23 protein-coding genes are annotated in these 23,898 nt (G+C 54.4%); 18 read left to right on the top strand and 5 right to left on the bottom strand.

Translation table 11 applies throughout. From position 1 onward, the window contains the following. The first annotated feature begins 1 nt into the window (after position 1). On the top strand, positions 2-967 hold the full coding sequence (locus KZZ10_RS13855; protein ID WP_375372579.1) for a FecCD family ABC transporter permease: 966 nt from the start codon (positions 2-4) through the stop codon (positions 965-967). Here the strand turns inward: KZZ10_RS13855 and KZZ10_RS13850 are convergent. Next, positions 964-2,511, bottom strand: a complete 1,548-nt coding sequence (locus tag KZZ10_RS13850) for a UbiD family decarboxylase (protein WP_259662110.1) — start codon at positions 2,509-2,511, stop codon at positions 964-966. The two genes, KZZ10_RS13855 and KZZ10_RS13850, sit on opposite strands and share 4 nt — an antisense overlap. 51 nt (positions 2,512-2,562) lie before the next feature. Then, on the bottom strand, positions 2,563-3,720 hold the full coding sequence (locus KZZ10_RS13845) for a pyridoxal phosphate-dependent aminotransferase (RefSeq protein WP_259662109.1): 1,158 nt from the start codon (positions 3,718-3,720) through the stop codon (positions 2,563-2,565). 33 nt (positions 3,721-3,753) lie between these two features. On the opposite strand from KZZ10_RS13845, the gene KZZ10_RS13840 reads away from it, so the two are divergent. The 3 genes from KZZ10_RS13840 to KZZ10_RS13830 all read left to right on the top strand — a co-directional run bounded on the left by KZZ10_RS13840 (position 3,754) and on the right by KZZ10_RS13830 (position 7,685). Next, a complete protein-coding gene (locus KZZ10_RS13840) occupies positions 3,754-4,686 on the top strand; it encodes a hypothetical protein (protein ID WP_259662108.1) in 933 nt (310 codons plus the stop codon). A 48-nt stretch (positions 4,687-4,734) separates the two neighbouring features. Then, positions 4,735-7,050, top strand: a complete 2,316-nt coding sequence (locus KZZ10_RS13835; RefSeq protein ID WP_259662107.1) for an NADP-dependent malic enzyme — start codon at positions 4,735-4,737, stop codon at positions 7,048-7,050. Positions 7,051-7,217: 167 nt separating this feature from the next. Further along, positions 7,218-7,685, top strand: a complete 468-nt coding sequence (locus tag KZZ10_RS13830; protein WP_259662106.1) for a barstar family protein — start codon at positions 7,218-7,220, stop codon at positions 7,683-7,685. A gap of 35 nt (positions 7,686-7,720) precedes the next feature. On the opposite strand, the gene KZZ10_RS13825 is transcribed toward KZZ10_RS13830, so the two are convergent. Beyond that, the gene (locus KZZ10_RS13825; protein WP_259662105.1) at positions 7,721-8,455 is read right to left on the bottom strand and encodes a 16S rRNA (uracil(1498)-N(3))-methyltransferase; all 735 of its coding nucleotides are present in this window, start codon (positions 8,453-8,455) and stop codon (positions 7,721-7,723) included. A gap of 103 nt (positions 8,456-8,558) precedes the next feature. Between KZZ10_RS13825 and tkt the strand changes: the two genes are divergently transcribed. From tkt to KZZ10_RS13810, 3 genes are read left to right on the top strand one after another with little or no spacing between them, the layout of a single operon-like run. Then, positions 8,559-10,604, top strand: a complete 2,046-nt coding sequence (tkt, locus tag KZZ10_RS13820; protein ID WP_259662104.1) for a transketolase — start codon at positions 8,559-8,561, stop codon at positions 10,602-10,604. Positions 10,605-10,644: 40 nt separating this feature from the next. Next, complete coding sequence (gene gap / locus KZZ10_RS13815) at positions 10,645-11,658, top strand: type I glyceraldehyde-3-phosphate dehydrogenase (RefSeq protein ID WP_259662103.1); 1,014 nt, start codon at positions 10,645-10,647, stop codon at positions 11,656-11,658. An 8-nt stretch (positions 11,659-11,666) separates the two neighbouring features. After that, positions 11,667-12,863: a phosphoglycerate kinase gene (locus tag KZZ10_RS13810; RefSeq protein WP_259662102.1), complete on the top strand. Its 1,197-nt coding sequence runs from the start codon at positions 11,667-11,669 to the stop codon at positions 12,861-12,863. A gap of 35 nt (positions 12,864-12,898) precedes the next feature. On the opposite strand, the gene KZZ10_RS13805 is transcribed toward KZZ10_RS13810, so the two are convergent. Continuing rightward, positions 12,899-13,228 (bottom strand): DHCW motif cupin fold protein, encoded by a 330-nt coding sequence (locus tag KZZ10_RS13805; protein WP_259662101.1) that lies wholly within the window; start codon positions 13,226-13,228, stop codon positions 12,899-12,901. A gap of 80 nt (positions 13,229-13,308) precedes the next feature. On the opposite strand from KZZ10_RS13805, the gene KZZ10_RS13800 reads away from it, so the two are divergent. Genes KZZ10_RS13800 through mog form a run of 3 tightly spaced genes read left to right on the top strand, consistent with a single transcriptional unit; the run spans position 13,309 to position 15,239 of the window. Next, positions 13,309-14,277 carry a DnaJ C-terminal domain-containing protein gene (locus tag KZZ10_RS13800; protein ID WP_259662100.1) on the top strand — a complete coding sequence of 323 codons (969 nt, stop codon included), beginning with the start codon at positions 13,309-13,311 and terminating at the stop codon, positions 14,275-14,277. Continuing rightward, positions 14,274-14,576 (top strand): chaperone modulator CbpM, encoded by a 303-nt coding sequence (locus KZZ10_RS13795; protein WP_259662099.1) that lies wholly within the window; start codon positions 14,274-14,276, stop codon positions 14,574-14,576. Before KZZ10_RS13800 ends, KZZ10_RS13795 begins: the two co-directional genes overlap by 4 nt. Before the next feature lie 36 nt (positions 14,577-14,612). Continuing rightward, entirely contained in the window at positions 14,613-15,239 is a 627-nt protein-coding gene (gene mog, locus KZZ10_RS13790; protein WP_259662098.1) for a molybdopterin adenylyltransferase, read from the top strand. Here the strand turns inward: mog and KZZ10_RS13785 are convergent. Next, a complete protein-coding gene (locus KZZ10_RS13785) occupies positions 15,202-16,362 on the bottom strand; it encodes a methyltransferase (protein ID WP_375372573.1) in 1,161 nt (386 codons plus the stop codon). The two genes, mog and KZZ10_RS13785, sit on opposite strands and share 38 nt — an antisense overlap. 136 nt (positions 16,363-16,498) lie before the next feature. Between KZZ10_RS13785 and fba the strand changes: the two genes are divergently transcribed. The 8 genes from fba to KZZ10_RS13745 all read left to right on the top strand — a co-directional run bounded on the left by fba (position 16,499) and on the right by KZZ10_RS13745 (position 23,888). Further along, complete coding sequence (gene fba / locus KZZ10_RS13780; protein ID WP_259662097.1) at positions 16,499-17,563, top strand: class II fructose-bisphosphate aldolase; 1,065 nt, start codon at positions 16,499-16,501, stop codon at positions 17,561-17,563. Continuing rightward, positions 17,563-18,444, top strand: a complete 882-nt coding sequence (locus tag KZZ10_RS13775) for a phosphoribosylaminoimidazolesuccinocarboxamide synthase (protein ID WP_259662096.1) — start codon at positions 17,563-17,565, stop codon at positions 18,442-18,444. The genes fba and KZZ10_RS13775 overlap by 1 nt, the downstream gene beginning before the upstream one ends. A gap of 72 nt (positions 18,445-18,516) precedes the next feature. After that, complete coding sequence (gene purE, locus KZZ10_RS13770) at positions 18,517-19,023, top strand: 5-(carboxyamino)imidazole ribonucleotide mutase (protein ID WP_259662095.1); 507 nt, start codon at positions 18,517-18,519, stop codon at positions 19,021-19,023. A gap of 26 nt (positions 19,024-19,049) precedes the next feature. Beyond that, a complete protein-coding gene (locus KZZ10_RS13765) occupies positions 19,050-20,177 on the top strand; it encodes a 5-(carboxyamino)imidazole ribonucleotide synthase (protein ID WP_259662222.1) in 1,128 nt (375 codons plus the stop codon). Positions 20,178-20,191: 14 nt separating this feature from the next. Next, positions 20,192-21,205 (top strand): L-threonylcarbamoyladenylate synthase, encoded by a 1,014-nt coding sequence (locus KZZ10_RS13760; protein WP_259662094.1) that lies wholly within the window; start codon positions 20,192-20,194, stop codon positions 21,203-21,205. A gap of 145 nt (positions 21,206-21,350) precedes the next feature. Further along, positions 21,351-22,319 carry a Bug family tripartite tricarboxylate transporter substrate binding protein gene (locus KZZ10_RS13755; protein ID WP_259662093.1) on the top strand — a complete coding sequence of 323 codons (969 nt, stop codon included), beginning with the start codon at positions 21,351-21,353 and terminating at the stop codon, positions 22,317-22,319. Positions 22,320-22,328: 9 nt separating this feature from the next. Next, positions 22,329-22,826 (top strand): hypothetical protein, encoded by a 498-nt coding sequence (locus KZZ10_RS13750; protein WP_259662092.1) that lies wholly within the window; start codon positions 22,329-22,331, stop codon positions 22,824-22,826. A gap of 6 nt (positions 22,827-22,832) precedes the next feature. Then, positions 22,833-23,888, top strand: coding sequence for an NAD-dependent epimerase/dehydratase family protein (locus KZZ10_RS13745; protein WP_259662091.1), 1,056 nt, complete (start codon positions 22,833-22,835; stop codon positions 23,886-23,888). Positions 23,889-23,898 lie beyond the last annotated feature (10 nt).

Below are 23,898 nucleotides of genomic sequence, written 5' to 3'. Positions count from 1 at the left end.
GATGGTTGCGGTGTTTGCGTTGTTGATGACGGTGATCCTGGCGCTTAAGTCCGGCGCAGTGCCGATACAGTGGTCCGAAGTATTTGCGATCGTTGGCGTTGGCGCGGATGTTGATCCCTTAAAGCGTTCCGTACTTTTAGAGCTAAGGTTGCCACGCGTTTTGTTCGCGGCTGTGGCGGGCGGGGCGCTTGCGCTGAGCGGTGCGGTGATGCAAGCGTTGTTTCGCAATCCCTTGGCGGAGCCCGGTCTTGTGGGAATATCGGCCGGTGCGTCGCTCGGGGTCGTCCTAACACTGCTGCTTGGGTTCAATAGCCACTGGTTTACCAGCGCTGCAGGTTTTATTGGCGCCATGCTCGCCACCCTGTCGGCTTATTTTTTGGGGCGACGCTACCCGGGAGTCGCTGGTTTATTGTTGGCAGGTATTGCGATCAACGCCACCATGATGAGCGTGGTGAGTTTAGTGACCACCTTCATTTCTGAGTCTCAGTTCCGTAGCTTTGGTTTTTGGTCGCTTGGCAGTTTGACCCGTGCTTCTTGGGATCAGGTGGGCTGGTTGCTGCCATGGACGCTTATTTGCTCGACCTTATTGCTCCGTCAGTGGCGTGTTCTAAATGCGTTACTGCTAGGTGAGCGTGAAGCACATCACCTTGGTTTTGATATAGCAAAAGTGCGTCGTACGTTGATTCTTTTGATCGCGCTACTTGTGGGCCCGCTCGTTGCTGCGACAGGGGGCATTGCTTTTATCGGACTGGTCATTCCACATATTCTGAGAGGCTGGGTTGGCGCAGGCCATCGGGTGCTATTACCACTTTCTTGGGTTGCGGGCGCGATCGCTCTCGTGCTGGCAGACTGGCTCGCACGCGTCGCGGTGATGCCCGCAGAGATACCGGTTGGTGTCATCACCAGCTTGGTGGGCGGACCTTTCTTTATTGCCCTGCTATTGCGTCACGCAAAGCGCTCTGCTTAAGATAGTCCGAGCTCGTTCCAAATCGCGTCTACACGCAACTTGGTTGCGGCATCCATCTGAATAGGTGTGCCCCATTCTCGTTGTGTTTCTCCCGGCCATTTATTGGTCGCATCCATCCCCATTTTTCCGCCTAGTCCGGAGACGGGCGAGGCAAAATCAAGGTAGTCAATTGGCGTGTTCTCTACAAGCAGCGTATCCCGTACCGGATCCATGCGCGTGGTCATCGCCCACACCACTTCCTTCCAGTCGCGTGGGTTAATGTCTGCGTCAACCACAACGATAAATTTTGTGTACATAAACTGACGCAGAATGCTCCAGAGACCAAACATCACCCGCTTCGCGTGACCGGGGTATTGCTTACGAATTGAAACGACAGCAAGGCGATAGCTGCATCCCTCTGGGGGCAGATAGAAGTCTACGATTTCCGGAATTTGTCGGCGTAGTAGTGGCACAAACACTTCGTTGAGTGCAACGCCCAGCACTGCAGGCTCATCTGGTGGCTTGCCGGTGTAGGTGGAATGATAAATGGGATTGCGACGCATGGTGATGCGGTCTACCGTGAATACCGGAAACCAATCTTGTTCGTTGTAGTAGCCGGTGTGATCACCAAAAGGTCCTTCGAGCGCAAGTTCGTAATCCGAAGCGGGCGGCGGATTTACCCCAGGTGGTACGTTTGGGGTGATGGCGCGTGGGTCGGTACTTGGCAGCAAGTGGCCCTCAAGGACAATTTCTGCGGTCGCCGGAACGGAGAGGTTGCTACCGAGCGCCTGCGTGACCTCGGTGCGACCGCCACGCAGAAGCCCCGCAAACTGATATTCCGAAAGTGAGTCGGGCACGGGAGTAACCGCGCCAAGTGTTGTTGCAGGGTCCGCACCAAGCGCGACGGCAATGGGAAACGGTTTACCGGGATTGGCAAGCGCGTGATCCCTGAAATCCAACGCACCACCTCGGTGCGATAGCCAGCGCATGATGAGTTTGTTGCGGCCGATCACCTGTTGTCGATAGATCCCGAGATTCTGGCGTTTTGCATTAGGCCCGCGCGTGATGACTAGACCCCAGGTCAGTAAGGGTGCAACATCTCCGGGCCAGCAGGTTTGAATCGGCAGTTTGGCAAGATCAACATCATTGCCTTCCCATACGATTTCCTGACAAGGTGCGCCGCGTACATTTTTTGGGCTCATGTCCCAGAGGGCCGCTTTGAGCATGGAGACTTTCGCTATTGCGTCTTTAAGTCCCTTGGGGGCCTCAGGCTCTCGCAGGCTCGCCAGTAACTCCCCGATCTCTCGCAATGCAGCGGTGTTCTCGGCACCCATCCCTTGCGCGACACGGGTGGGAGTCCCAAATAAATTTGTCAGGACTGGCATGCTTGCTCGAGTGCCGTTATGCATTGGCTGCTCGAAAATTAGCGCTGGCCCTTGCGCTTTGAGTACACGGTCCGATATTTCAGTCATTTCTAATGAGGACGAAACAGGTACCTGAATGCGCTTGAGGTCATGATTGCGCTCGAGTTGCGAAATGAAGTCTCTAAGATCTTTGTATTTCAAGGTACCTGCCCTTCAAGCGTTAGAAGCGATTGAGTCGTTTGGTGTTGGACGTTAGCTCAAAAAACCTTTGATGCGATGTATGGCTTCTTGTAGTCGTTCAAGGCTCGTTGTATAGGCGAAGCGCATCGTGTGTGCAGCGTGTGCAGGACCAAAATCTAGACCTGCGACGGCCGCTACGCGCGCGCCGTGTAGTAGGGCTGCCGAGAACGCACTGCTATCTGAGGCGTGAGCAGAGATATCAGCATAGACGTAAAACGCGCCATCAGGCATAACGGGAACTGTGATGCCGAGGGACTCAAGCGCGGGCACGAGGTAATCTCGTCTCTGGCGGAACGCTTCGCGCCGTGTTTCATAGATGGCCAGTGACTCGGGGTGAAAGCATTCGAGTGCGCCATACTGAGCGAGCGTGGGTGCACAGATGGCCAAACTCGCAGCCATTTTTTCGATCGGGGCTACAAGATGGTGTGGAACGATCATCCAGCCCAGCCTCCAGCCGGTCATGTTGAAGTACTTGGAGAAACTATTGAGAATGATGATGTCGTCGTCAAGCGCAAGCGCCGATTGCGGAGCTCCGTCGTACGATAGGCTGAGATAAATCTCATCCATCATGACAAAGCCGTGGCGCGCGCGTACTTCCTTAAAAATTCGATTGAGCTCTTCGCGTGTGATGGAGGTGCCCGTTGGGTTGCTAGGGGATGCAATCAGTACGCCGCGTGTTTGCGGTCCCCAGTGGCTGGCGATATCGGCTGCGCTAAGTTGAAAGCGGGTATCTGCACTAGTGGGAATGAGTTTGGTGGTCCCGCCGGCTGCGCCAACAAAGTTGCGGTTGGGTGGGTAACAGGGATCGGGCATGAGCACTTCGTCGCCTGGGTTGATCAGTGCCATCGCTGCCAGTAACAGGGCACCGCTCGCGCCTGAGGTGACAATCACTCTGGCGGGGTCTACGCGCGCACCGAGCTGGTTCGTGTAAAAATTCGCTATGGCTTCGCGCAATTCCGGTAGACCTGCAGGAGGTGAGTACCCGCTTTTGCCGGCGCGAGCCGCGCTATCGAGACCCGTGACGACCCGGGGTGCGGCGGTAAAGTCTGGTTCACCCACGCCAAGGCTGATAATGTCGATACCCGAGCGGGTCAGGGCCGAGGCCTCCTTTAAAAGCTCGACCGCGTGGAACGTTACCGTGTCATGTGTGCGTGCCGCGAGTACTGTCATGTCTCATCTCTCCAACCTTGGATGCGAATTGTAGTGGTTACAAAACCTTCGCGACGCAGTTTTCTGACGGGACGCCGCACGCCGGCGACACCGTGGGGTACTTTTTGTGCAAGGTTGTCGCGTACTTGTCTGGGACGCGTGCGATGGGACGAAAGCCAAGAGACGATGCAGGCGTGGCTAGAGCCTGCCCGCGAGGGCGATCTCACCCATGCCTTTGCCTTGTGCCGCGAGTTTGGCGTGCAGTATTTGCTCGCGGACTCGGATGGCCGTCCTGACCCGGGTCGCGGTGCACTTTGGGTGTCGGCCCGCGCACCGTGGGCAACCGTTGTTGCAGTCGATGCCGCGCAAACCCTTTGGCGAGCAGACGCGGGTTGCTTACTCGGTGCGCTTCAGGGGCTCGGTATCGCGTCATTGGATATGGCGGATCCCGAACAAACGGTTGCGCAATGGGTGGCGAGTCGAGGTTGTGGTCGCTGGCCGACCGGCCAGTGCGACCTGAGCGGTATCGTACAGCTACAGGCAGTGCTCGCTGATGGCACAACTGAGGTGTTGGGCCCCTTCGGAGCGACTGCACAAGCGCCGCTGCAAAGTTTGGCGACCCAGCGAATTATTCCCAAACTTTTTGAGCTCGCACATAGCGCACCGGTCGAGCAAGGTATGGCTGCTGCGATTTGGCCGTTGCGTTTTAGGCTAGATGCTCTGAGGCCCAAGGCCCCGAGCGAGCCGAACTTGGCTTGGCTATTCATTGGACATGGTGGTGCGTTGGGGTGGGTGCAGACTGTTTGGTTCGCGGCGACTGGACGGACAATTGTCGGCGCGGGTGGTCCCTCGGATGCAGCGATCGGTATGTCGCAGCGATCTGCAGAGAACTTTTCGGACGCTTTGTCGATCCCTTTCGCTTCAATTGATCGCAGTGTGAAGCAGATCCTAGATCCCTCTGGGGTCTTCGGCTCGGTTTCCGAGTAAAGCGACTAAAATTAACTTCTCTTATTGAAATCACTGGTGCCTTTCATTATGGAAGAAACGTTTCGCAAAGCTGCGCTCGAATATCACGAGCAAGGTCGTCCTGGCAAGATTTCTATCGCACCGACAAAAATGCTGTCTAACCAACGGGACCTAGCCTTGGCTTATTCGCCAGGTGTCGCTGCGGCTTGCGAAGAAATCGTGACGGATCCTGCCAATGCGTTTCGATATACCGCGCGAGGAAATTTAGTAGGTGTCATCACGAACGGCACAGCGGTGCTTGGGTTGGGCAATATTGGTCCGCTTGCGTCGAAGCCTGTCATGGAAGGCAAGGCTGTTTTATTTAAAAAGTTTGCGGGCATCGATGTCTTCGACATCGAAATTAACGAACAAGATCCTCTTAAACTTGTTGAGATTATTGCTGGGCTTGAGCCGACCTTTGGTGGAATCAACTTAGAGGATATCAAGGCACCAGAGTGCTTTACCGTTGAGCGCAAATTGCGTGAGCGCATGCGCATACCGGTATTCCATGATGATCAACACGGTACTGCTATTTGTGTGTCTGCCGCATTCATCAATGGACTGAAAGTTGTTGGTAAAGATATTGACAAAGTAAAGGTGGTGGTGTCGGGTGCAGGCGCTGCAGCTCTGGCGTGTTTGGACTTGATGGTCGACCTTGGCCTTCCGCTCAAAAATATTTGGGTATCAGACATCGAGGGCGTTGTGTACGAAGGCCGAACCACTTTGATGGATCCAGACAAGGAGCGGTTCGCTCAAAAAACGGATGCCCGCAAGCTTGCAGATATTATTTCTGGTGCTGACGTGTTTCTTGGGTTGTCTGCCGGCGGCGTGCTCAAACCAGAGATGGTGAAGGTCATGGGCGCGCGGCCGTTGATCTTGGCCTTGGCGAACCCAAACCCAGAGATTCTTCCTTCGGAAGCGCATGCAGTCCGTGACGATATTGTGATGGCAACTGGACGCTCCGATTACCCTAATCAGGTCAATAACGTCTTGTGCTTCCCCTATATTTTTCGTGGGGCGTTGGATGTGGGAGCGACAACCATTACGCGCGAAATGGAAAAGGCGGCTGTTGTCGCAATTGCCAAGCTAGCGCAAGAAGAGCAAAGTGAAGTTGTCGCTGCGGCGTATGGGCACTATGACGTATCCTTTGGGCCGAACTCTTTTATTCCAAAGCCTTTCGATCCACGCTTGATTGTGCGCATTGCGCCGGCTGTGGCAAAAGCGGCGATGGAAGGCGGAGTCGCGACGCGTCCGATTGCTGATCTTGACGCTTACGTTGAGCAACTCGAGCAGTTTGTCTATCGCTCGGGTGCATTTATGCGCCCCTTGTTTTCTGCTGCCAAGTCGCGTGTGCGCGAGGGTGGACGCGCACGTATTGTGTTCACCGAAGGCGAGGACGAGCGCGTCTTGCGTGCGGTGCAGGTAATCGTTGACGAAAAACTTGCTAAGCCGATTCTGGTTGGCCGACCCTCTGTGTTGAAAGACCGCATCTCGAAGTTTGGCTTGCGCCTGCGGCTTGGTGAGGACGTCGAGGTGACGAACCCAGAGTTCGACGAGCGCTTTAATCAATATTGGACCGCTTACTGGGAAAAAATGTGTCGTAACGGCGTGACCAAGGAAATGGCCCGTGTAGAAATGCGTCGGCGCCTGACCTTGATCGGTGCGACCATGGTGAGAATGGGCGATGCTGATGGCATGATTTGCGGCACGGTGAGTGGCTATCACGATCATCTAAAGTTTGTGGACGAGATGATTGGTAAACGCCAGGGCGCGACGACCTATGCTGCGATGAATATTTTGCTTCTGCCTGAGCAGACGCTGGCGCTAGTGGACACGCACATCAATGACGACCCTACTGCCGAACAGATCGCTGAGTTCACCATTGCGGCGGCCGATCAAATGCGCCGCTTAAATTTGACACCGAAAGCGGCGTTGCTGTCGCGCTCGAACTTCGGTTCGGGCAGCTCTGCCTCGGGAAGCAAAATGCAAAAAGCGCTCGAAATCATTCGAGCGAAAGCCCCCGAGCTTGAGGTCGATGGAGAAATGCACGGTGACTGTGCTTTGAACGAAGCGTTGCGCTTACGCATTCTTCCGTCCTCTACCCTAAAAGGTTCCGCTAACCTCCTGGTATGCCCGAACGTCGATTCTGGCAATATCGCGTACAACTTGCTGAAGACGGCAGCCGGAGGCAATGTCGCTGTCGGGCCCTTCTTATTGGGAGCGAATGCTCCTGTGCATATTTTGACGACCAGCGCGACTGTGCGCCGTATCGTTAATATGACAGCATTAACCGTCGTGGAAGCGAACGACCCTCGGCATAGCGCGATGCAAGCTAAGTTACTGTAATAAATAGAAAAAATAAGATATCCACGCTCACCAACGCTACAAAACTTGGTGGGCGTGATGCTTTCCACCATCGATTTTTGTGTTCTTCTGGCAAAGAAAGGTGTCTAGCCACTTCCAAACCGGCCACTGTCGAGTTATTGTCCTAACCTATTCAAGGAGCCATGTGTATGGGTAAGGCGGTTGATCCAGCATTGCGTCAGCTGTTAAAGCGCGGGGGGGACTTCGATCCTCTGACCGGGCTCGATCTGATGTCCGCTGCGGCCAAAGAGCACGGTTTAGCCTGGTGTGTTGCGGACTGCGATAAAGCCCGCAGTCGCTCGGCTGTTTTTCGTGCAATCGTGAAGGCTGTGGATTATCCCCAGTTTTTTGGTAGCGATTTTGACGGATTGTTTGATTGCTTGCGAGATACGCTACAAGATCAAAAAGATGGCGGTCTCGTGCTAGTTCTCGATAAGTTGCACTCTGAGGACCCAGCGATCGTGATGGACGGACACCAGTTTTTGCAGGTCCTCAACGACACGGTCAGCTACGCGCGTGAAAATGGGTTGGTTTTTATTTACGGCATCCATCATGCCGGGAAGCATGATGATGCTAAGCCTGGCGTAGTCCGCAATTGGAGTGATGAACCGAGCTAGCGCTCTGGTCTAGGGCAAAGCTCGATTTTGCTCTGTTACCAGTCAAGCAGGGCGGTGGAGGCGGCTGCCATAGCGAGCCCGGCGGTTTCGCTGCGTAATACCCTCGCTCCAAACCGTACGCTTCTCACCTGCTGGCGGCGACAGATCGCGAGCTCTTCCGCACTCCAGCCGCCTTCGGGCCCAACTAAGAAACTGAGACCAGTGTTTGCTGCATCGTTGTTGCCGTGAATCGTGGTAGCCAGATCGTCGTTGGCGGCGGGATCGCAAAGCAATACAAAACCTAAATCTGTTTGAGTCAACGTTTGCTCAAGACTTTGAGGGGGCAGTACTTGCATCAAACGATTGCGGCCACATTGTTCCGAAGCGGCGATGATGATGCCTTGCCAATGCATCAAGCGCTTGGTCAGGCGATCACCGGATAACTTAAGGACGCTGCGGTGCGCGGCAACCGGGATCACGCGCTGCACGCCAAGCTCCACTGCCTTTTCAATGACCCAGTCCATTTTGTCGCCCGACGGGAGACCTTGAATAAGTGTCATCCTCCCCGCCACTTCAGCTTCTCTTGGACGATGATCTGAGAGCCGCACTTGTGCAGTTTTTCCATCAAAATCAAGCACTCCGGCGATTTCTCCGCCTCGCCCATCGAACAGAACAATTTCACAACCCGCGGCCAGGCGACGCACCCTGATGTGGTGCGCAACCGTTGCTGGAAGTGTGAGGGTTTGATTGCCGGAAATCGGGTCCTGACAGTAAAAGCGTGGAGCTGTCATCAAGGCTACTCAGTCGGGGTGTAAGGGGATATACGGGTGCTAAACTCTTGTGTTTTGTAACCCATTTTTTGATCTCGCGGCCTTCTGGTCGGGGACACACCGCATGAGCCAACCCAACCATACCCCTGTCAAACTGGCCGACGCTATCCGCGCACTGGCTATGGATGCTGTTCAGCAAGCGAACTCCGGGCATCCGGGCGCACCGATGGGAATGGCCGAAATGGCGCAGGCGCTGTTCACGCGTCATTTGCAACACAACCCAGCCGATCCCGCTTGGGCGAATCGAGATCGCTTTGTGCTGTCCAATGGTCATGGTTCGATGTTGCTGTATGCCTTGTTGCACTTAACGGGCTACGACTTGCCGATGGAAGAGCTGCGTAAGTTTCGGCAACTGCACTCTAAAACACCGGGACATCCAGAAGTTGGCATTACGCACGGGGTTGAAACGACGACAGGTCCTTTGGGACAAGGATTGGCAAACGCTGTAGGTATGGCCCTTACAGAGGCTTTGCTTGCCGCTGAGTTCAACCGTCCGGATCATAAGATCGTTGATCACCACACCTACGCCTTTGTCGGTGATGGCTGTTTGATGGAAGGCATCTCGCACGAGGTGTGTTCGCTTGCAGGCACCTTACGTTTGTCGAAGTTAATTGTTCTCTATGACGACAATGGCATCTCGATTGATGGCAAGGTAGAGAACTGGTTTGCTGACGATACTGCCAAACGCTTTGAGGGCTACGGCTGGAATATTGTGCGCGTCGCAAACGGCCATGACGTAGATGCTGTGGATCATGCGCTTAAGCAAGCCCAACAATTGGGTAAGCAAAACGTACGGCCGACGCTCGTGATTTGTCGCACAGTGATTGGTAAAGGCGCACCGAACGTGGCTGGCACCGACAAGGTCCATGGGGCACCTCTTGGCGCCGATGAAATTGCGGCAACGCGCGCTGCGATCGGTTGGCCGCATCCACCTTTTGAAATCCCAGAGTCGGTTTACAAAGGTTGGGATCAACGAGCTGCTGGGGCACAGTCTCAGTCGGTCTGGCAGAAGTCCTTTGATGCGTACGCCACGAAATATCCTGAACAAGCACAACAGTTCATGCGCCGTATGCGCGGTGAGCTTCCGGCAGGGTTCGCGGAGGCTGCACAGAAGTTGCTTGCGGCGACTAACGAGAAAGCTGAAACGATTGCGTCGCGTAAAGCCTCTCAGCTGGCTATTACGGCATTGGTTGAGTTGTTGCCAGAGATGTTGGGCGGCTCAGCCGATCTGACTGGCTCGAACTTTACGGACTGGAAAGGTGCTGTGCCTGTGCGTGCGAACTCGCAAGGTGTTCAATTCGGTCGCCACATTAACTACGGCGTGCGTGAGTTCGGCATGGCTGCCATGATGAATGGGATGGCGCTTCACGGGGGCTACTTGCCGTTTGGCGGCACCTTCTTGACCTTCTCTGACTACTCGCGCAACGCTTTGCGTATGGCTGCGCTGATGAAGCAACGCGTGGTGCACGTGTTTACGCATGATTCGATTGGCTTGGGCGAAGACGGCCCAACGCATCAGTCGGTCGAACATGCAAGCAGCTTGCGTTTGATTCCCAATCTATCTGTTTGGCGTCCTTGCGATACGGTCGAAACGACAGCCGCATGGTTGGCCGCGGTGGGCCGCCCATCAAGTATTGGCATGGATGTGCATGCAGGTGGTCCGACAGCGCTCTTGTTGTCGCGCCAGAACCTGCCTTTTGTTGCACGCAATGCTGAGACGCTCAAAAACGTGGCGCGTGGTGGCTACGTGTTGCAAGAAGCGAAAGATGCACGTGCGGCGATTATCGCGACAGGGTCTGAAGTTGCCATCGCGATCGAGGCACAAAAGCTGTTGGCTGAGCAAGGTATTGCGGTGCGTGTGGTCTCGATGCCCAGCACCGATGTGTTCGATCAGCAAGATGAGGCTTGGCGTAAGTCAGTATTGCCCAAAGGCATGCCTCGTGTGGCCGTGGAAGCCGGCGTCACAGCGTTTTGGCATAAGTATGTCGGTCTAGATGGCGCAGTGGTGGGAATTGATACATACGGCGAGTCGGCGCCCGCTGGTGCATTGTTTAAACATTTTGGTCTGACCGCAGAGAAAGTTGCGGAAGCGGTTAAGCGCATTCTCTAAGTGCGCGTTATATAAACTTTAAATAAATAGGAGTGGTTCCATGACGATTCGTGTTGCAATTAACGGCTATGGTCGTATCGGTCGCAATATTCTGCGTGCTCATTACGAAGGTGGCAAAAAGCATGACATCCAAATCGTAGCGATCAACGACTTGGGCGACCCGAAGACGAATGCGCACCTCACACAGTACGACACGGCACACGGACGTTTTCCTGGTACCGTCGGCGTTGAGGGCGAGTACATGGTTGTGAATGGCGACAAGATTCGCGTATTGGCCAACCGTAATCCTGCTGAGTTGCCCTGGGGCGAACTCAAAGTAGATGTTGTGCTCGAATGCACAGGCTTCTTTACAAGCAAAGAAAAAGCATCGGCCCACCTCAAAGGTGGTGCAAAGAAAGTGATCATCTCGGCACCTGGCGGCAAAGACGTTGATGCGACGATTGTGTATGGCGTGAACCAGGACGTGCTCAAGAGCGAGCACACCGTGATTTCCAATGCTTCCTGCACAACGAACTGTTTGGCACCACTGGTTAAGCCTCTGCACGAGAAGTTGGGTGTTGTGACGGGTCTGATGACAACGATTCACGCCTACACGAACGACCAAGTATTGACGGACGTTTATCACGAAGATCTTCGTCGCGCGCGCTCGGCAACAATGAGCATGATTCCTACCAAGACGGGTGCTGCTGCTGCCGTTGGTTTGGTACTGCCTGAACTGAATGGCAAGCTCGATGGTTTTGCAATGCGCGTGCCAACCATCAACGTATCGATCGTTGATCTGACTTTTATCGCCAAGCGTGAAACTACAGTTGATGAAGTCAACGACATCCTTAAAGCAGCCGCTGCGTCGGGCCCGCTCAAAGGCATTCTGACCTACAACACCGAGCAGCTCGTGTCGGTAGACTTCAACCACAATCCTGCTTCGAGCAATTTTGATGCAACGCTGACTAAGGTGTCTGGCACCTTGGTCAAAGTGAACTCCTGGTACGACAACGAGTGGGGGTTTAGCAACCGTATGCTCGACACCACTGTGGCGCTAATGGCAGCGAAGTAAATCAAACTATGACGACTGTTCAAACCCTTTCTGCTCTGGCTCAGTCTGGCAAACTCTCCGGTAAGCGGGTGTTTATCCGCGCCGATTTGAATGTTCCGTTTGATGATGCAGGCCACATCACTGAAGACACGCGTATTCGTGCCTCGGTGCCCGGCATTCGCTTGGCGCTTGATGCCGGTGCTGCGGTGATGGTGACCTCACATCTCGGACGTCCAACAGAGGGCACACTGACAGCTGAAGATTCCTTGGCGCCCATCGCCAAACGACTCTCCGAGTTGCTCGGTATGCAAGTGAGTTTGGTGCAGAATTGGGTTGATGGTGTCCAGGTGTCCCCAGGACAAGTCGTCTTGCTTGAGAACTGCCGGGTAAACAAGGGTGAAAAGAAAAACGATCCCGAGTTGTCCAAGAAAATGGCGGCGCTATGTGATGTGTATGTGAACGATGCCTTTGGCACCGCGCACCGTGCCGAGGCGACGACGCATGGGATTGCACAGTTCGCGGCAACCGCCTGTGCCGGTCCGCTGCTGCAGGCAGAGCTCGAGGCCCTTGGGCGTGCGTTGCTTGCACCCAAACGCCCGCTGGTGGCGATCGTGGGTGGTTCAAAGGTTTCAACCAAACTGTCGATCTTGCAGTCGTTGGCTGACAAGGTTGATCAGTTGATTGTAGGTGGTGGTATCGCCAATACGTTTATGTTGGCAGCTGGTTTGCCGATTGGTAAATCGTTGGCCGAACCTGACCAAATCGATCAGGCGCGTGCGGTGATGCAAAAGATGCAGGCGCGTGGCGCTGCGGTGCCAATACCCGTTGATGTGGTCTGCGCGACTGAGTTTTCAGCGCAGGCGAAAGCCACAGTTAAGGCTGCCAAAGACGTAGCTGCAGATGATTTGATTTTAGATATCGGCCCGCAGACTTCTGCCCAGCTCGCGGATATCTTGAAAAAAGCGGGCACGATCGTCTGGAATGGTCCGGTCGGTGTGTTTGAGTTCGAGCAATTCGCTCAAGGAACCGAGTCCTTGTCTCAGGCGATTGCTGCTTCTCCGGGGTTTTCCATCGCGGGCGGTGGCGACACCCTTGCTGCGATCGCGAAATTTGGTATTACCGACAAAGTTGGCTACATCTCGACAGGGGGCGGTGCCTTCCTCGAGTTCCTCGAAGGCAAAACCTTACCCGCAGTGGATGTTTTGCATAAACGGGCATTAGATTAGAGTTTTGTGCGGCTAGCGCTAGCCGACGATAAGTCTCAATCAACAATAAATAGCGTCGCACCAGTCTCGGTTGAGGACTGGTGTGGCTCAGCCGCGTCCGCGACCTGATAGCTCATGCCTGGCTTTAAATCGAACGTCCTGCCATCTTTTAAGACGGTATGAAGCGACCCACTCAAGCAAAGCAGGATGTGTCCCTTCTCGCACCAGTGATCGGCTAAATAGCCAGGCGTGTATTCGACCATCCGAACCCGGATCGTGCCGAATTGCCGCGTGCGCCAAAAGGCTTTGCCTGTGGTTCCCGCATGCTCTGTGGCCGGAACCTCTGACCAGTCGGTTGTGCCAAACGGAATATTGTCGATTTTCATAAAAGCTTGAATTTTTTAAGGTTTGCCCCCATTGTGAAGGGGTAGTCACTTTTTTGGCGTGTCTAAGCACAGCCACACTCATGGAATTTAAAGACTATTACAAGATATTGGAAGTGCCACGTGATGCTTCGCAGGATGATATCCGCAAAGCGTATCGCAAGCTTGCGCGTAAATATCACCCGGACGTCAGCAAAGAGGCTGACGCGGAGGCGCGCATGCGCGATATCAACGAAGCCAATGATATCTTGCGCGATGCGGAGAAGCGCGCTGCCTACGATCAGCTCGCAGCCAACGTTTCCGGCGCGAATGGTGCTGCCCCAGGGCCAGGTTGGGAGCGGGGTTTCGAGTTCTCGGGTGGCGAGGGGCAAGGGCCGAGCGAGGCGGAGTTTCAAGACTTCCTGAATGGGTTGTTCAAGCAGGCTGCTCATCAGCGGCAGGCTCACCAGCGACAATCCGCGCCCGGGCAGACATATGCCGTGCGCGGTGACGATCACCATGCAGAGATTGAAGTGTCGCTCGAAGATAGTTTTTCTGGCGCGACCAGGGACTTGGGTTTGCGCTCCGTGCAACTCGATGCTCAGGGCCGTCCACAAGTTGTGAATCGCACCCTGAGCGTAAAAATCCCTGTTGGGATTCGTGCGGGGCAGATGATTCGTCTCGCTGGACAAGGCATGCCAGGTGAGGGGGGCGCCCCTGCCGGTGACTTGTTCCTGACTGTACGTTTTGCTCCGCACCCACGCTATCAGGTGGATGGTAAAGATCTGACGATGAAGCTGCCTGTGACTCCTTGGGAGGCGGCACTGGGCGGAAAAGTGCACGCGCCCACGATGGAAGGCGTAGTTGAAGTCGGCATCGCGGCAGGCAGCCATTCAGGCAGCAAGATGCGCTTGCGTGGCAAAGGCTTGCCCGGAGATCCAGCAGGCGACTTGTATCTGGTGTTGGAGGTTGTGTGGCCACCGGCAGAGTCTGAGGCCGCTAAGCGTGCGTATCAACAGTTGGCGGAGGCGGCTGCATTCAATCCGCGTCTCCACCTTGGAGTGCAAGCATGAAATCAATGACAGTGTATTCAGCGGTAAGCGTGGATGACCACGCCCCTGTAAGCGTCCACGAGTTAGCAAGACTTTGCGATCAACAGCTTGAGTGGGTGATCACGCTCGTGCATGAGGGTGTACTGAATCTTGACTTGCAGGGAGAGCCAGATAAATGGGTGTTCGAGAGCCATTATGTTGGCCGGGCACGTCAAGTTTCGCGCTTGCAGCGCGACTTTGACGTCAATCTCGAAGCCGCTGCATTAATGACTGACTTGATGGAAGAGATCAGAGCCTTACGCGCACAACTTGGGCGATAATCTGACGCATTCGATCAACAAGCTGTGAGTACTCCAATGACGACGACCGCTCGCCATCCCGACACGATTCGTATCGGTTTAGTGTCTGTATCAGATCGCGCATCGAAAGGCGTGTATGAAGATCAAGGCATTCCTGCATTGACCGCTTGGTTATCGCGCGCTGTTAAAACACCGGTAGAGATTGTGTCGCGCCTGATTCAGGATGACACAGCAACGATTTCTGCGGCACTCGTCGAGCTAGTGGATGTGGAGCAGTGCAATTTGGTTTTGACGACGGGTGGAACTGGACCAGCGCGACGGGACGTCACCCCCGAGGCAACGCTCGCAATCGCCACGCGCGAGATGCCAGGTTTTGGTGAGCAGATGCGGCAGATCAGTTTGCAATTTGTGCCGACGGCCATCTTGTCGCGACAAGTCGCTGTGTTGCGCGAAACAGCTGAGCACGCTGCATTAATTATCAACCTACCCGGCCAGCCCAAGGCCATTAGTGAGACCCTGGAAGGTCTCAAGCGTGAAGACGGGTCGGTTGTTGCCTCCGGCATTTTTGCCGCAGTCCCCTACTGCATTGACTTGATCGGCGGCCCTTACATCGAAACACGGGACGAGGTGGTCAAGGCCTTTCGGCCTAAGTCGGCGCGACGCCCAGACACCACAGCGACGTAGTTTCTGCCTGCCGAGCGTCGGCAAGTGGGTCTTGTTCCTCTTTGGCTTTTGGGTGATGGGGGCGAATGTCGTGTTTCGCCAATACGACGAGCCCCGCTTCCTCAATGTGCGCGAGGAGCTGTTCGCGGCTGCGCAAGTGCAAGTGCTCGGCCAGGTCTGACAAGATCAGCCAGCCTTGTCCGTTGGGATTAAGGTGTTCGGCTAAGCCACTCAAAAAACCAGACAGCATGTGTTGGTCTTGGTCATAAATGGCATGCTCGAGGGGGGAGGCTGGTCGTCCCGGTAACCAAGGAGGATTACAAACCACTAAGTCAGCGCGTCCTGCTGGGAATAGATCGATTTCTTGCAAAGTGATTTGTTTCTTTAGGCCCAGCGAGTCAATATTCTGACGAGCGCATACCAGAGCTCTGGCGCTCGTGTCCGTTGCGATCACGTGTACGACCCCTTTTTTGACGAGCAAGGCTGCCAGCACGCCCGTACCCGTACCCAGATCAAAGGCAGTTTTGCTGGGGATTTGGGGAAGCGCGGTTTGACGAATCAGTTCTAGGTATTCGGCGCGGGTGGGGGCGAAAACGCCATAGTGGGCGTGAATCGGCGTGTCGAGGCCCTGAATGGCAATGCCGGTTTTGCGCCATTCATAGGCACTGATCAGGCCGAGCAGTTCGGTCATTGGCATGACATAACCAGCAGAATTGTCGCCGTGCGCCTGCTGGCAGGCTTGTTGGACATCTGGAGCTCGGCGGTGTGGCAGCGTATGGTGTGCGCCAAAGGGCAGGCACAGCATCCCTAAGGTTCGTGCGCGCTGGGCACGTGCGAGCCGTACTTGGTGAAAGCGTTCTGGGTAGGGCATATCGGCGAATTTGGTGCGCCGTTTCGCAACGCGGCGCGCAAGAGCTTGTAATAATTGCCGCGCATTTTGAAAATCTCCTGTCCAAATGAGGCCGACGCCTTCACTGGCGAAGCGATAAGCGATATCCGCCGTCATGGTGTCGTCGGCGGCTAAGCAACGCTTCGGGGGCGTCCAGCCATTTTCGGACCGCCACGGTAGCGTGTGGGGCTGGTCGTCTGTAAGCCAGGAAACCATGACGGGCGAAGATGGCTGGGGGGTGGCGCCAAGGGGCATGGACAGGCTCTTTAGGTAAGAAAAAATGGGTGAAATAAGGTTTTGACCCGAATTGGGGCAAATACGGGCGTGCTGCCGTAAAATAGTGGGCTTATTTGTGTGTAACCCCTACATTTTGCTCTAAAAAGGATTATTCATGGCTCTCGTCTCTATGCGCCAGCTTTTGGACCATGCCGCCGAGCATGGCTACGGCATCCCCGCTTTCAACGTGAACAACCTTGAGCAGGTGCAGGCCATTATGGAAGCGGCTGCTCAAACGGACAGCCCCGTCATCATGCAAGCCAGTGCAGGCGCACGCAAATACGCGGGTGAAGGGTTCTTGAAGTATTTGATTCAAGCCGCGGTGGAGTCCTATCCCCATATCCCCGTGGTGATGCACCAAGACCACGGCCAGTCGCCAAAGATTTGTCAAGGTGCGATCGACCTTGGGTTCTCGAGCGTCATGATGGATGGCTCGCTCAAGGAAGACGGTAAGTCGATTGCGGATTACGACTACAACGTCGCGGTCACCAAGCAAGTGGTCGACATGGCGCACAAATTGGGCGTCACCGTTGAGGGCGAGCTGGGCTGTTTGGGTTCGCTCGAAACAATGCAAGGTGACAAAGAAGACGGTCACGGTGCGGACGGCAAACTGACAATGGATCAGTTGTTGACCGACCCCGAGCAGGCAGCTGACTTTGTGCGTAAGACGCAACTCGATGCATTGGCGATTGCGATTGGCACGAGTCACGGCGCTTACAAATTTACGCGCAAGCCAACCGGCGATATTTTATCGATCTCACGTATCAAAGAAATCAATAAGCGTTTACCCAACACCCACTTGGTCATGCACGGCAGCTCCAGTGTGCCACAAGAGTTGTTGGCAGAAATTCGTCAGTTCGGTGGCGACATGAAAGAAACCTATGGTGTGCCTGTTGAAGAAATTCAAGAGGCGATCAAGTTTGGCGTGCGCAAGATCAACATCGACACGGACATTCGTTTGGCGATGACAGGCGCGATTCGCCGCTTCTTCGCAGAAAACCCTGGGAAGTTTGATCCACGTGAGTATTTGAAGCCAGCGCGCGAAGCGGCCAAAGGTATTTGTGTCCAGCGTTATCAGCAGTTCGGTACTGCAGGTCAGGCCAGCAAGATCAAAGTAATTCCGCTTAAAGATGTGGCTACACAATATGCTGCAGGCAAGCTGTCGCAGGTTGTGCAATAGTGTCTGCAGCGCTTTTTCAGTCCAGCATCAAATCCTTACCTCTGCTCGCGCGAGGTAAGGTTCGGGACATGTACGCGGTGGGTGACGACAAGTTGCTTATCGTGGCGTCTGACCGGATCTCTGCTTTTGACGTAATTCTGGATGATCCTATCCCTGGAAAGGGTCAGGTTCTAAAAGAGCTGACCGATTTTTGGTTAGAAAAATTAGCCCACATTCTGCCAAACCATTCGACGGGAGTCAGGCCTGAAGATGTCGTGACGGCAGAGGAGCGTGAGCAGGTGGTTGGTCGCGCCGTAGTCGTTAAGCGGCTGAAGCCGATTTTGGTGGAAGCGGTTGCGCGTGGCTACTTAATTGGCTCCGGGTGGAAAGACTACCAACAGACCGGTTCGGTTTGTGGCATTGCCTTGCCAATCGGTTTGAAGCAAGCAGGTAAGTTACCCCAACCTATTTTTACGCCTGCTGCGAAGGCCGATGTCGGTTTGCACGATGAGAACGTTGATTTTGATCACGTTATCAAAGAAGTCGGACGCGAAATGGCTGAGCGCATTCGCGATGTCACTCTGCGGCTCTACACAGAGGCTGCAACATATGCGGCGACTAAAGGCATCATGATTGCCGACACAAAGTTCGAATTTGGTCTGGATGCGCAGGGTACCTTGCATTTAATGGATGAGGTCCTGACCCCTGATTCCTCGCGCTTTTGGCCAGCTGATGGCTATAAAGAGGGGATCAGTCCACCTTCTTTTGACAAGCAGTTTGTGCGCGACTGGCTCGAAACGCAGGACTGGGGTAAGACACCTCCTGCGCCAAGACTTCCCGCCGACGTAATTGCCAAAACAGCGGCCAAATACCGTGAAGCGCTGGATCGACTGACAGCGTAGCCCTTACCTTGCGCCAGGCCCATTGGGTTCGCGTGCGTAAATGATTATCTTTATGACTTGCGAGAGTTTGTTATGAACGCACCTGCTAGCTCTGCCGCACCGGTTGTCGGTGTCATCATGGGTTCCTCCAGTGATTGGGAGGTGATGCAGCACGCAGTCTCGATGCTCAATGATTTTGGGGTCGCGTGTGAGACGCGCGTTGTCTCTGCGCACCGTATGCCGTTGGACATGGCGGAATACGGTGCAGCCGCAGCCGGCCGGGGTTTGCGTGCTGTGATTGCGGGCGCCGGAGGTGCCGCGCATTTACCGGGCATGATGGCCGCTCTCACCGAAGTCCCCGTGTTTGGTGTGCCCGTGCCTTCGCGCTATTTGCGTGGTGAAGATTCTTTGTTGTCGATTGTGCAAATGCCTAAAGGTGTGCCCGTTGCGACGTTTGCGATTGGTGAGGCAGGCGCGGCAAACGCAGCGTTGCACGTGATTGCAAACCTGGCCACCACCGACGTAGCCCTGCGTGAAAAACTTAAAGCATTTCGTGCCCGTCAGACTGAGGCCGCGCGTGCGATGAAGGTACCTTTGTGATTGCACCGGGTGAGTGGTTGGGTTTGATGGGTGGCGGCCAACTGGGCCGTATGTTCTGCCACGCCGCACAATCGTTAGGGTATCGCGTAGCCGTGCTGGATCCAGCGAGTGAAGGACCGGCTGCCTCGGTCGCAGATCTGCACATACAGGCCGAGTACGAAGATGAGACGGCGCTGCTGAAGCTTGCGCAACGCTGTCGCGCTGTCACGACGGAGTTTGAAAACGTACCTGCGAGAAGCTTAGAAGTTTTAGCGGCACACTGTCGTGTTACGCCCGGTGCACATGCGGTTGAGATTGTGCAAGATCGCATCGCTGAAAAAGCTTTTATTGCATCGCAAGGTGTCGCTGTTGCACCGTATGCCGCAGTTCGCAGCGAGGCAGAGCTATGCTCAGCCTCTGCGAACCTGTTTCCTGGGATTCTAAAAGTTGCACGTCTCGGTTATGACGGCAAGGGTCAGGCTAGAGTGCGAAACGCTGATGAGGCGCTTAAAGCCTTTGCAGAGTTTGGCAGCGTGCCTTGCGTACTTGAGGCAATGCTTGATTTAAAAGAAGAGTTGTCTGTCGTGCTTGCGCGCGGACTGGATGGCGCTTGTGAAGTCTTTCCTGTTGCACGCAATGTCCATGAGCAAGGCATTTTGGCTGTGACGACACTAGACCTTGAGCCCTTTGCAATGACTGAACGCGCGACGCAAGCGGCACTTGCGATCGCACGTGGGCTTAAATATGAGGGTGTATTGTGCGTTGAATTTTTTGTGCTGCGGGATGGTCAGTTGCTGGTCAATGAGATTGCCCCACGCCCGCATAACAGTGGTCATTTCAGTATGAATGCCTGCGTGACCAGTCAGTTCGAGCAGCAAGCACGCGTCATGGCCGGTTTGCCTTTGGGTAGCACGCGCTTACTCGCTCCTGTGGTGATGTTGAATATTTTGGGTGATGTTTGGTATCCCACTGTGGAGGACGTACAGGTGGAGCCAAACTGGGCCGGCGTCTTGGCGATTGGAGGTACCTCGCTGCACCTGTACGGAAAGCGCGAGGCACGTCGCGCGCGCAAAATGGGGCACGTCAATTGCACGGGGCGCACCCTTGCGCAAGCAGTAGAGGCTGCAAATCAGGTTGTCGGTCTCCTACGATTGCCTGTCGCTGCAACCGCTTGACACAGAGCACACAAGTGTTTGCCTCCGATTCCGAGATTGACCGCGCTGTGAAGATACTGGCCGAGGGCGGTTTAGTAGCCTTCCCGACGGAAACGGTCTACGGTTTGGGTGCGGATGCCGAGAGCGTGGCTGCTGTGAACGATATATACCTTGCAAAAGGCCGACCCCAGAATCATCCCGTCATTGTGCATGTCGCACCCGAAGCCGACCTAACGTATTGGGCTGATACAGTTCCACCTGAGGCGCAGTTATTGATCGATGCCTTTTGGCCGGGGCCCTTAACATTGATTTTGAAGCGTGCAGCCCATATCCCAGACGTGGTGAGTGGAGGGCAAGACAGCGTCGGTCTTCGCTGCCCCTCGCATCCCGTTGCACAGCGTTTGATTCGTGCCTTCGCTGCGACCAAGCCGTCTGGCCAGGCGGGTATTGCAGGTCCTTCCGCTAATAAGTTTGGACGAGTATCGCCAACCCTTGTTGCCCACGTGCGCGATGAGTTTCCGGAACTTGTGGCGAAGGGGTTAGCAATATTAGAAGGCGGCGCAACCACCGTCGGGATCGAGTCGACCATTATCGATTTGTCACGTTTGAACTTAGGTGTGGGGCCTGTCTTGCTTCGCCCTGGGCACATTAGCGCTGAGCAAATTGCTGCGGTATTGGCACAGCCCGTGCTGGATGCTGATGCACAAGCGCCTCGGGTCTCTGGGGCACTGAAATCTCATTATGCACCGCGCACACCGCTCACCTTGCTGTCTGCAGCCGCTCTGCTTGAGTGTGCACGCGAATTAGTCATCGCCGAGAATAAAAAAATAGTGTGCGTTGCGACAACGCTGCGCTCAGATACCCACATCCGACGCTCCCATGTCGACTGGGTAGCTATGCCCAGCGATCCTACGGCATATGGCCAGTCACTGTACGCGACGTTGCGGTCATTGGACCAGGCGGGCTACGAACGGATCCTCTGGGAAGCTGTTCCTCAGGGGGCGCAATGGTTGGGTGCAGCGGACCGGCTTGGACGCGCTGCCGCCTAAGTAAAACCTCATAATATAAGTTGCGATCGCCTCTGGAATTTGTAGGTGATTTGAAAAATTTAAATTATGCTAGGTGGCGCAAATTTCACAAAGACAAACGATCTGATAGTCATCCGATCGTCAACAATACTAAATGAGAGCGACTATGCATAAATTTTTTTACGCACTGTTGGCGTTAATAGGTCTGGCGGTTGGACCTATCAATGCGCATGCACAAGCTTATCCGGATAAGCCGATCAAGCTGATTGTTCCGTGGCCACCAGGAGGCGGAGCCGATGTTGTGTCTCGGTTGTTGTCTAAAGCGGTCGGCGATGAGCTTGGTACGCAAATATTCATTGAGAACCGAGGAGGCGCTGCAGGCAATATTGGTGCGACAGCCGCTGCGCGCTCTACCCCAGACGGTTACACCATTGCTTTTGCATATTCGGGTACACATTCAATTAATCGACATTTGTATAAGTCGATGCCGTTTGAAGAAAGTGATTTTGCGCCTATCGTGTTTGTGGCGTCGGTTCCCCAGTTGCTAACGGTCAGGACAGACAGCCCGTTCAAGTCCGTTGCGGATGTGATTGCGGCTGCGAAAGCCAATCCAGGCAAACTTACTTATGGTTCGAGCGGCAATGGTGCAATCAATCACTTGGCTGGGCAAATGTTTGCAGATATGGCGGGTGTCAAACTCCAGCACGTTCCTTACAAAGGAGGCGCACCGGCGACTAATGCGATTCTGTCAGGTGAAATTGATTTGATTTTTGGTGAGCCTGCCCCATTGTTGCCTCATGTTAAAAGTGGAAAGCTGCGTGCTTTGGCCGTCACAAGTGCTAAGCGCTCGCCAGGCGTTCCTGAATTGCCTACGATTGCAGAGGTCGCTGTGCCTGGGTATGAGGTCACTTCGTGGAATGGTTTTCTTGCGCCAGCAGGAACACCAGACGCAGCAATCAAGCGACTCAACGCTGCATTCAATAAAGTGTTGGCTGACCCAGCGATGCGTGAGCGCCTGATTCAGATGGGATACGAGCCAGTCGGTGGTGCGCCTGAGTTGTTTTCTGCACATATCGCTGCTGAAACAAAGAAATGGGGCCCTGTTATTAAGGGTTCTGGACTCGAGATGAACTAGATGATTTTCATGAGCCAAAGCGGGATCACGGATCCCGCTGGTGAGCCAGCTTGGCGCGAGTGGTATGTCGAGCACTTGCGGATCATGTGTACGGTTGAGGGGATCGATTCGGCCCAGCGCTTTCTTACGCAAACGCCGAACTGGTCACCTTCGCTTGCGATGTACACCATCCGAGCACCCGAGGTATTTATTGATCCGTACTATCAAAAAATTCGCGGGATGGGACCATGGTCAGCGTTGATTGATAAGCGCTACTACAAGCGCAATTTATTCGATAGTGAAACCGACGGTATAGGAGTCGCTGCGCCGCACTTGCGGCATGCTGAAGTGTTACTGGTTACGGATCAGCCCTCGCCGGCGCTAGCAGATAGTGCGTTGTCGTTTATGTGGTTAAGAGCGGTGGGCCTAGACCGCACCACGCCGTATCGAGGCATTTGCGTCGCCTCTCAACTGCAGGCGCAAGGCTTGTCTCATCGTACCGATATCGCTATATACCGACCGGATTGAAGCGCCATGGATTCATCACGCCTTACCTTAATCGCAGGAGCGACCGGCCAAATTGGTAGTAGTGTAGGTATGCACTTGTTCGAACAACAGGGATGGAATCCGCTTGGTCTGGCACGTACGCCCCAGAAGGATGCGCCATATCCAATGTTGGCGCTCGATCTGACAGACGCACAAGACTGTTTAAACAAGATTGCGGCACTATCAAACGTGACGCATGTCCTGTACGCGGCGCGTTACGATCACTTCGGCGGAGAGCTTGAGTCACGCGAGACGAATGTGCGGATGTTAGAAAACTTGTTGAATGCGCTAGATTCAGTTTCCGGAAATCTGCAGCATATTCACCTTGTGCACGGTACAAAATACTATGGACACACCGTAAAAGAGCGTCGAACTCCTTATCAGGAGGATGATGCATGCGGAAACTTCAATAGCTTTTATTACGAGCAGCAATGCCTGCTTGAGCAACGTCAACGCGGTAAAAGGTGGTCGTGGTCGATCTCTCGGCCCCACGCATTTTGTAACTATCGCGTTGATGAAGCGCGAAACATGATTTTACTCGTGGGGCTATACGCATCGATTTTACGAGAGCTAGGATTGCCGCTTGTTTATCCTGGCACTATGCGCAGTTACAGGGCTAAAACACAATTTTCATGGTTGCCAACCTTGGCGCGGGCGGCGACCTGGATGATGACGGACGAACGCTGCGCAAACCAGGCCTATAACATTGTGAATGGTGATCCCATGAGTTGGTCTGAGCTTTGGCCGCACTTTGCCGACTACTTTGGGATGGAGTTAGGGACGCCAGAAGATGCCACATTCGTTGATTTTGCGCGTCAGCACGCGCAGACGTGGACGGGTATGGTGAGTAAATATGGGTTGCGCAGGACAGACCTCACAACGCTTGCGCAGTGGCCTTATGGTGACTATGTGATGTCATTGCAATGGGATGTCGTATCCTCTATGGATAAAGCAGCTCGGGATGGCTTTCATGAGCGCGTTAATACCACGAACATGTGGTTAGAAGGTTTTGATTTCTTTAGATCACAAAAAATTATTCCTTGAAGGTAGACAT

It is taken from the genome of Zwartia hollandica (assembly GCF_019923725.1).
Lineage (GTDB): Bacteria > Pseudomonadota > Gammaproteobacteria > Burkholderiales > Burkholderiaceae_B > Zwartia > Zwartia hollandica.
Note: the sequence above shows the minus strand (reverse complement) of the source record. Positions and strands in the feature narration are given on the sequence as shown.

Excerpts from the sequence above, each read along its gene's own strand:
- KZZ10_RS13855 (WP_375372579.1), top strand. The coding sequence starts at position 2 with ATGGTTGCGGTGTTTGCGTTGTTGATGACGGTGATCCTGGCGCTTAAG.
- KZZ10_RS13845 (WP_259662109.1), bottom strand. The coding sequence starts at position 3,720 with ATGACAGTACTCGCGGCACGCACACATGACACGGTAACGTTCCACGCG.
- KZZ10_RS13835 (WP_259662107.1), top strand. The coding sequence starts at position 4,735 with ATGGAAGAAACGTTTCGCAAAGCTGCGCTCGAATATCACGAGCAAGGT.
- KZZ10_RS13830 (WP_259662106.1), top strand. The coding sequence starts at position 7,218 with ATGGGTAAGGCGGTTGATCCAGCATTGCGTCAGCTGTTAAAGCGCGGG.
- KZZ10_RS13825 (WP_259662105.1), bottom strand. The coding sequence starts at position 8,455 with ATGACAGCTCCACGCTTTTACTGTCAGGACCCGATTTCCGGCAATCAA.
- tkt (WP_259662104.1), top strand. The coding sequence starts at position 8,559 with ATGAGCCAACCCAACCATACCCCTGTCAAACTGGCCGACGCTATCCGC.
- gap (WP_259662103.1), top strand. The coding sequence starts at position 10,645 with ATGACGATTCGTGTTGCAATTAACGGCTATGGTCGTATCGGTCGCAAT.
- KZZ10_RS13810 (WP_259662102.1), top strand. The coding sequence starts at position 11,667 with ATGACGACTGTTCAAACCCTTTCTGCTCTGGCTCAGTCTGGCAAACTC.
- KZZ10_RS13805 (WP_259662101.1), bottom strand. The coding sequence starts at position 13,228 with ATGAAAATCGACAATATTCCGTTTGGCACAACCGACTGGTCAGAGGTT.
- KZZ10_RS13800 (WP_259662100.1), top strand. The coding sequence starts at position 13,309 with ATGGAATTTAAAGACTATTACAAGATATTGGAAGTGCCACGTGATGCT.
- KZZ10_RS13795 (WP_259662099.1), top strand. The coding sequence starts at position 14,274 with ATGAAATCAATGACAGTGTATTCAGCGGTAAGCGTGGATGACCACGCC.
- mog (WP_259662098.1), top strand. The coding sequence starts at position 14,613 with ATGACGACGACCGCTCGCCATCCCGACACGATTCGTATCGGTTTAGTG.
- KZZ10_RS13785 (WP_375372573.1), bottom strand. The coding sequence starts at position 16,362 with ATGCCCCTTGGCGCCACCCCCCAGCCATCTTCGCCCGTCATGGTTTCC.
- fba (WP_259662097.1), top strand. The coding sequence starts at position 16,499 with ATGGCTCTCGTCTCTATGCGCCAGCTTTTGGACCATGCCGCCGAGCAT.
- purE (WP_259662095.1), top strand. The coding sequence starts at position 18,517 with ATGAACGCACCTGCTAGCTCTGCCGCACCGGTTGTCGGTGTCATCATG.
- KZZ10_RS13765 (WP_259662222.1), top strand. The coding sequence starts at position 19,050 with ATGGGTGGCGGCCAACTGGGCCGTATGTTCTGCCACGCCGCACAATCG.
- KZZ10_RS13755 (WP_259662093.1), top strand. The coding sequence starts at position 21,351 with ATGCATAAATTTTTTTACGCACTGTTGGCGTTAATAGGTCTGGCGGTT.
- KZZ10_RS13750 (WP_259662092.1), top strand. The coding sequence starts at position 22,329 with ATGAGCCAAAGCGGGATCACGGATCCCGCTGGTGAGCCAGCTTGGCGC.
- KZZ10_RS13745 (WP_259662091.1), top strand. The coding sequence starts at position 22,833 with ATGGATTCATCACGCCTTACCTTAATCGCAGGAGCGACCGGCCAAATT.